Annotated in this window: 2 protein-coding genes; one reads left to right on the forward strand and one right to left on the reverse strand. The window is 63.6% G+C overall.

Annotated elements, in window-relative coordinates:
- Positions 1 to 335, forward strand: a 335-nt coding sequence (locus tag DBR24_RS08190) for an alpha/beta hydrolase (RefSeq protein ID WP_371921248.1), incomplete at its 5' end; no start/stop codon positions are given.
- Here DBR24_RS08190 and DBR24_RS08195 read toward each other — a convergent pair.
- The gene (locus DBR24_RS08195; RefSeq protein WP_128614469.1) at positions 329 to 1,678 is read right to left on the reverse strand and encodes an MATE family efflux transporter; all 1,350 of its coding nucleotides are present in this window, start codon (positions 1,676 to 1,678) and stop codon (positions 329 to 331) included. The two genes, DBR24_RS08190 and DBR24_RS08195, sit on opposite strands and share 7 nt — an antisense overlap.
- Positions 1,679 to 2,182 lie beyond the last annotated feature (504 nt).

A 2,182-nucleotide genomic window follows, 5' to 3' on the forward strand; every position in this document is an offset into this window, starting at 1 on the left:
GCCCTTATGATTTTCTGCCGATCAAGAATGCCGACGTGCGCCCGGTGTTTTTCTGGCCGGACTCACCGCCGCAATCGCAACCGATCAACCATGTCAGGCAGGGCGAACCCCCGGCGCTGCTGATCGCCGCGACCCGGGACACTCTGGTCAACCCGACGCGCAACACCGCAGGCCTGGCACGCAAACTGCGCGAGGCGGGCGTGCCGGTTCAGGACCTGTACTACTCGCGGCCCAGTCATGTGACGCTGGTGGCAACCCTGTCACGACCGCTTCGGCGTCTGGCGCCGGTGCTCGACCAGGTGGTGTCATTCGTCAAGCACACGCCGGTTCAGTGAACTCCGCCGCTGAACCAGCCGTCGTGACGTCGCAGCCACAGGGCGATGCTACCGAGGGTCAGGCTGCGCAGGACCATGAACAGCAGGAAAGAGATCCACAGCCCGTGATTGCCCAGCCCTTGCAACGCCCAGGCAAACGGCAACAGCAGGGCGATGGTCAGCAGCATGCCGTTGCGCATTTCCCGCGCGCGGGTGGCGCCGATGAACAGGCCGTCGAGCAGGTAGCTCCAGACCGCAATCAACGGCAGCACGGCGAGATACGGCAGGTAGATGAACGCCGTGTCGCGTACGTTCTGGATGTTGGTCTGCATTTCGATGAACAAGTGCCCGGCCAACAGAAACAATGCGGCAAACCCCAGGCTGGCGATCAGTGACCAGCCACCGGCCACCACCAGCGAACGGCGCAGCGCGAGGCGATCACGAGCACCGATGGCATGGCCGCACAAGGCTTCGACCGCATGGGCCAGACCATCTAGCGCATGGGCGGTCAGCAGCAGGCCGTTGAGCAGCAGCGCATTGGCGGCGACGGTCGCATCGCCCAGCCGCGCGCCTTGTACGGTGATCATGAAAAACACCGATTGCAGGGCCAGGCTGCGGATGAAAATGTCGCGATTGACCGCCAGCAGCGGGCGCCAGCTGTGCCACAGCTTCAACGCGGCCCAAGCGATGTGCCCGGGATAGGCGCGCAAGGCGCCACGGGTCAACCACAGGCCGAGCAGGGCGCCGCTCCATTCGGCGATCACCGAAGCCCGGGCCGAACCGACCACGCCCCATTCCAGGCCAATGACGAACCACAGGTTGAGGGCGATGTTGATCAGGTTGGTGCTCAGCAGAATCGCCAGTGGTGCCCGGGCGTTCTGGGTGCCGAGGAACCAGCCGACCAGCGCATAACTGGCCAGCGCGGCCGGCAGGCCGAACAACCGGGTGTGAAAGAAGTCGCGGGTCAGTTGATCGAGTTCGGCCGACGGCTGCATGAAGTGCAACGCGACCTCGCTCAATGGCACGCCGAGGGTGCCGAGCACCAGCGCCAGGCCCATCGCCAGCAACAAGCCCTGCAACAGAATCTGCCGCAACGCCGCGCCATCGCTGCGCCCGGCAGCCTGTGCGGCAAACCCGGTGGTGCCCATGCGCAGAAACCCCATGGCCCAGGCCAGAAAGGTGTACAGGCTGGCGCCGACCGCCACCGCCCCCAATTGATGGGCATGGGGCAAGTGTCCGATGACAGTGCTGTCGACCAGCGCCACCAGTGGCACGGAAATATTGGAAAGAATCATCGGCGCGGCAAGCGCCCAGACCTTGCGGTGAGTCGGGCGGTCGCGCCAGTCGGCAATCAGGTTGGACATGCGGGCTCCTTGGGAGCTGCATTGTAGCGGTAGAAGCGACCCTCACCCCAGCCCTCTCCCGGAGGGAGAGGGAGCCGACCTCTGGCGCTCTCAAAACCGGAGTTCGACGCGGTATCGCAAGTCGGTGTATTTCTCGAAAACACTCCGGTCAGTGCCCTCTCCTGGTGGGAGAGGGGGCCGATCTCTGGCGTTTTCAAAACCGGAGTTCGACGCGGCATTGCAAGTCGGTGTATTTCTCGAAAACACTCCGGTCAGTCCCCTCTCCCGATGCGAGAGGGCGCCAATCTCTGGCGTTTTCAAAACCGGAGTTCGACGCGGTATTGCAAGTCGGTGTATTTCTCGAAAACACTCCGATCAGTCCCCTCTCCCGGTGGGAGAGGGCGCCGATCTCTGGCGTTTTCAAAACCGGAGTTCGACGCGGTATCGCAAGTCGGTGTACTTCTCGAAAACACTCCGGTCAGTCCCCTCTCCCGGTGCGAGAGGGAGCCGATCTCTGGCGTTTTC

This window comes from Pseudomonas sp. HMWF006 (genome assembly GCF_003061205.1).
GTDB lineage: Bacteria > Pseudomonadota > Gammaproteobacteria > Pseudomonadales > Pseudomonadaceae > Aquipseudomonas > Aquipseudomonas monsensis.

Bases quoted from the DNA above. Each gene is read 5' to 3' on its own strand.
- DBR24_RS08195 (WP_128614469.1), bottom strand. From the start codon at position 1,678: ATGTCCAACCTGATTGCCGACTGGCGCGACCGCCCGACTCACCGCAAG.